Here is a 4,301-nt window from a genome sequence, read left to right on the forward strand (position 1 = left end):
CGGCTGCCCGAGCGACGTCGCGGCAGGCGGCGGCGCGACGCGCAGTACCTGGCCGGGATACACGGCATCGGTCGGTGCCATGTGGTTCCAGCTCGCCACGTCCTGGACGCGCTGCCCGTAGGCGTTCGCGACGCCCGCGAGCGTATCGCCCGGATTCACGCGGTAATAGCCGGCAATCACGCCCGGCGTCGCGGCCGACGTGGGTGCCGACTGACGCGCCGGCTGCCAGCTGTCGGTCCACGGCGTCATCGTGCAGCCCGTCAGCGCGATGGCTGCGGCAACGAGCGCCGCCTGCGGCAGCCAGCGCGTCAGCGCATCGTGGATGGGAATAGTTTCTCTCAAGGGTCCTCCCGGATTTGCGTCGTTGCGCCGCCCACCGCCCCCCGGCGCGCGACGCACGATGTCCGGCCGAACGGCCGGACCAACCAGTATCCGACCGCTCTCGCGGCCGTCAGTTTCCACAGCGGGACATTGGTGCGAATGGGCTCACCGGCCCCTTTTTCGCGTCGTCCCAATCGGCAAAGATACCATTTGTGGCGGTCAAGGCCGCGTCAGGTGCCTGATCCGGCAACAATCTTGCGGCAGCGCACCCGCGTGCCGGTGGCCTGCAAGCCGCGCCGGGCGGGCCGCCGGGCGGACCTGCGGCGGATCTTCAGCAGGCCGTGCCGCCCTCGCCGGCAGTCTCGATCCCGTCACATTCTCCCCTTCGATCGCCGCCTATACTCGGTGATGCACTGCGCGATCCAATGACAACGAGGAGCATGACAATGAACAACGCGACGTTTCTTTCCGTGCAGCTCAACGCCGACGATTTCTCCGGCTCAAGCGGCCTGGTCGAATTGCTCAACCGGCACCTGCTGTTCGCGACCGACGTCGCCGAGGCGGCCGATGCGCTCGTCCAGCTGGCGAGCGTCGCGCATATGACCGGCGCCACGCGCCACAGCGTCGAGCTGCCGATCCTCGCGATCGAGCGGCTGCGCGATGCGCTCGACACGTTGAGCGGCTACGACGAAACGTGGCTGCAGGTGCTGGAACCGGCCGAAGCGCTGTTCCGGGACATCGGGCGCGGCCGGCGCGCGCTGCACTGAACTGACGGCTGGCGCGATACGCGCGCCGCCAATGAGAACAGCCCGACGTTCCGCATGACGGAACGTCGGGCTGTTTTTACTTCCAGGGTCGGATCAGGCCGCCGATGCGGCCGCACCATTAACGACCCTTGTAGATCGGGGCGTCGTCAGCGATACGCTTGACTTGCCAGCCGGTCTTGGCCTTGGCCGGCGCGCCGGATTCTTGCGCGGCAGCCGGTTGCGCGCCGTAGCCGGTCGTGTCGGCAGCGGCGACGTTCTGTTGCGGGTTCAGACGGGCTTCAGCGGCCTGGATGCCTTCCGGGTAGTTCGTCCGGTCGCTGCCCAGCTTGTAGCCGGCTTGTTGCACGGCGACCAGTTCGGCCTTCACCTGTGCACGGGTGACGGGCGCGTTCTGTTGGGCGAACGAGACGGCGGGAACGGCGAGGACGGCAGCTGCAGCGAACGTTGCGATCAGCGATTTCATGATTACCTCCGGGATTTTTTTGCTCCGCCGCACACACCATGTCTGCAGCGATGGAACAGAGTTTAGTCCCGGCGTCCCCTAGGGAAAACCATGAAAGAGCGAAAACACTGTTTCCCCGGAGCCAACAATGTCGGCATCCGGGATAGAAAAACCCTATTCAAAGAATAGATTTTCGCAACAATACTGCCCTCGCCAGCCGGTCAGGACCAGTTCGCGTGGAAGCTGCCCGGCTTGTCGGTACGCTCGAACGTGTGCGCGCCGAAGAAGTCTCGCTGCGCCTGCACGAGGTTCGCCGGCAGCCGCTCGGAGCGGTAGCTGTCGAAGTACGCGACCGCCGACGCGAACGCCGGTACCGGCACGCCGGCCTTCACCGCGGCGACCACGACGTCGCGCAGCGATGCCTGGTAGTTCGCGGCGATATCCTTGAAGTACGGATCGAGCAGCAGGTTCGCGAGCGCCGAATCCTTCGCGTACGCGTCCGTGATCTTCTGCAGGAAGCGCGCGCGGATGATGCAGCCCGCACGGAAGATCTTCGCGATCGTCCCGAGGTCGAGGTTCCAGCCGTACTCTTCCGACGCCGTGCGCAGTTGCGCGAAGCCCTGCGCGTACGAGATCACCTTGCTCAGGTACAGCGCGCGGCGCACCGCTTCGATGAACGCGGCGCGATCGCCGTCGAACGGCGCGGCAGCCGGGCCCGACAGGACCTTGCTGGCCGCGACGCGCTCGGTCTTCAGCGACGACAGCACGCGCGCGAACACCGATTCGGTGATCAGCGGCAGCGGCACGCCGAGATCCAGCGCGTTCTGGCTCGTCCACTTGCCGGTGCCCTTCTGCGCGGCGCGATCGAGAATCACGTCGACCAGATGCTTGCCGGTTTCCTCGTCCTTCTTGCCGAAGATCTTCGACGTGATCTCCATCAGGTAGCTGTCGAGTTCGCCCTGGTTCCACTCGGTGTACACCGTGCCGAGTTCGTCGTTGGTCAGGCCCGCGACGTCCTTCAGCACCGCGTAGCTTTCGGCGATCAGCTGCATGTCGCCGTACTCGATGCCGTTGTGGACCATCTTCACGTAATGACCTGCACCGTCCGGGCCCATGTACGCGACGCACGGCTCGCCGTCCGACGGCGCCTTGGCGGCGATCTGCTTGAGGATCGGCTCGACGAGGTCGTATGCGTCACGCTGGCCGCCGGGCATGATCGACGGGCCGCGCAGCGCGCCCTCTTCGCCACCCGACACGCCGGTGCCGATGAAGTGCAGGCCCGATTGCGCGAGTTCCTGGTTGCGGCGGATCGTGTCGGTGAAGTGCGTATTGCCGCCGTCGATCAGCACGTCGCCCTTCTCGAGCAGCGGCTTGAGCGATGCGATCGTCGCATCGGTCGCTTCGCCGGCCTTCACCATCATCAGGATCCGGCGCGGCGTTTCGAGCGACGCGACGAACTCCTCGAGCGTATAGGTCGGCACCAGATTGCGGCCGGGGAATTCGGCGATCAGTTCGTCGGTTTTCTCGCGGCTGCGGTTGTACACCGACACCGCGTAACCGCGGCTCTCGATATTGAGTGCGAGATTGCGGCCCATCACCGCGAGCCCGATCACACCGATTGCTTGTTTGCCCATTAGTCAATTCTCCGGAAAAAACGGGGCGCGACCCGAACCGGGTCGCGCGCACAGGCGAAAGGATAGTGGAAACCCGGCGGCGATGCGCGCTTCCCTGTCATTGCTCCGCGTGCGGCAGCCGCCGGAACACGACGCTCAGGTTGTTCGCCGGCATCTCGACCACCTCGATGCAGTCGAGCCCGCGATCGAGGCCGAGCGCGACGACGGTTTCGAGATCGCGCACGCCCCACGACGGGTCGCGGCTGCGCAGTTGCAGGTCGAAGGCTTCGTTCGACGGCGCCGTATGCCGGCCCTCGCGGCGATACGGCCCGTAAAGGAACAGCACGCCGCCCGGCCGCAGCAGGCGCGACGCGCCCGCGAACAGCGCGTCGGTGCAGGCCCACGGCGAGATGTGAATCATGTTGATGCAGACGATTGCGTCGAGCGCGTCGACCGGCCACGACGCGTCGCGCACGTCGAACGCGAGCGGTCCGGCAACATTGGCGAGGCCTGCATGGGCAACCCACGCGGCAATCGAGCGCCGCGCCTGCGCATCGGGATCGCTCGGCTGCCAGTGCAGGCCCGGCAGCGCCTGCGCGAAATGGACCGCGTGCTGCCCCGTGCCGCTCGCGATTTCGAGCACGTGGCCGCTCGCCGGCAACACGCGGCGCAAGACGTCGAGGATCGGCCCGCGATTGCGTTCGGCCGCCGGCGCCGACAGCCGCGCGGACGGATCGGGAGAAGAGGTCGGATCGGTCACGATGCGTGCTCCGGTGCGTGGCCTGTGAGGCCCAACCGCGCAGTCAGCGCGTCGAGCGCGGATGCGCAACGCGCCTCGACCTTCAGCGTCAGCATCGGATCGGCGCGCGTATGGCCGAGATTGAGCGCGGCGACCGGCTTGTTCTGCGCCTGCGCCCACACGCAGAAGCGGTAGCCGGAATACACCATCAGCGACGAGCCGACGACCAGCAGCGCATCGGCCGCATCGAGCGCCTGCGACGCGAGCGCCACGCGCTCGCGCGGCACGTTTTCGCCGAAGAACACGACCGCCGGCTTCAGCAGCCCGCCGCACGCGGGGCACGCCGGGATGCGGAACGTGTCGAGCGCGGCCCATTCGAGGTGCGCGTCGCCATCCGCGGCCGGCTCGGCCTCCGCGCC

Annotated in this window: 6 protein-coding genes; 1 reads left to right on the top strand and 5 read right to left on the bottom strand. The window is 67.1% G+C overall.

The window, feature by feature from the left end:
* Positions 1-342, bottom strand: a 342-nt coding sequence (locus G3N99_RS25965; protein WP_206123817.1) for a LysM domain-containing protein, incomplete at its 3' end; no start/stop codon positions are given.
* A 425-nt stretch (positions 343-767) separates the two neighbouring features.
* Here G3N99_RS25965 and G3N99_RS25970 point away from each other — a divergent pair.
* Positions 768-1,088: a hypothetical protein gene (locus G3N99_RS25970; protein ID WP_011355773.1), complete on the top strand. Its 321-nt coding sequence runs from the start codon at positions 768-770 to the stop codon at positions 1,086-1,088.
* 118 nt (positions 1,089-1,206) lie between these two features.
* Here the strand turns inward: G3N99_RS25970 and G3N99_RS25975 are convergent, their stop codons facing one another.
* From G3N99_RS25975 to G3N99_RS25990, 4 genes are all read right to left on the bottom strand, one after another.
* Positions 1,207-1,551, bottom strand: coding sequence for a DUF4148 domain-containing protein (locus G3N99_RS25975; protein ID WP_011355774.1), 345 nt, complete (start codon positions 1,549-1,551; stop codon positions 1,207-1,209).
* 200 nt (positions 1,552-1,751) lie between these two features.
* Positions 1,752-3,164, bottom strand: a complete 1,413-nt coding sequence (gndA, locus tag G3N99_RS25980) for an NADP-dependent phosphogluconate dehydrogenase (protein ID WP_206123818.1) — start codon at positions 3,162-3,164, stop codon at positions 1,752-1,754.
* A gap of 97 nt (positions 3,165-3,261) precedes the next feature.
* Entirely contained in the window at positions 3,262-3,903 is a 642-nt protein-coding gene (locus G3N99_RS25985; RefSeq protein ID WP_174938602.1) for a DUF938 domain-containing protein, read from the bottom strand.
* Positions 3,900-4,301 (bottom strand): Sir2 family NAD-dependent protein deacetylase (locus G3N99_RS25990; protein WP_277396440.1); only part of this gene is annotated, 402 nt, incomplete at its 5' end. The genes G3N99_RS25990 and G3N99_RS25985, both read right to left, overlap by 4 nt.

The organism is Burkholderia sp. Ac-20392 (assembly GCF_017104585.1).
Taxonomy (GTDB): Bacteria; Pseudomonadota; Gammaproteobacteria; order Burkholderiales; family Burkholderiaceae; genus Burkholderia; species Burkholderia lata.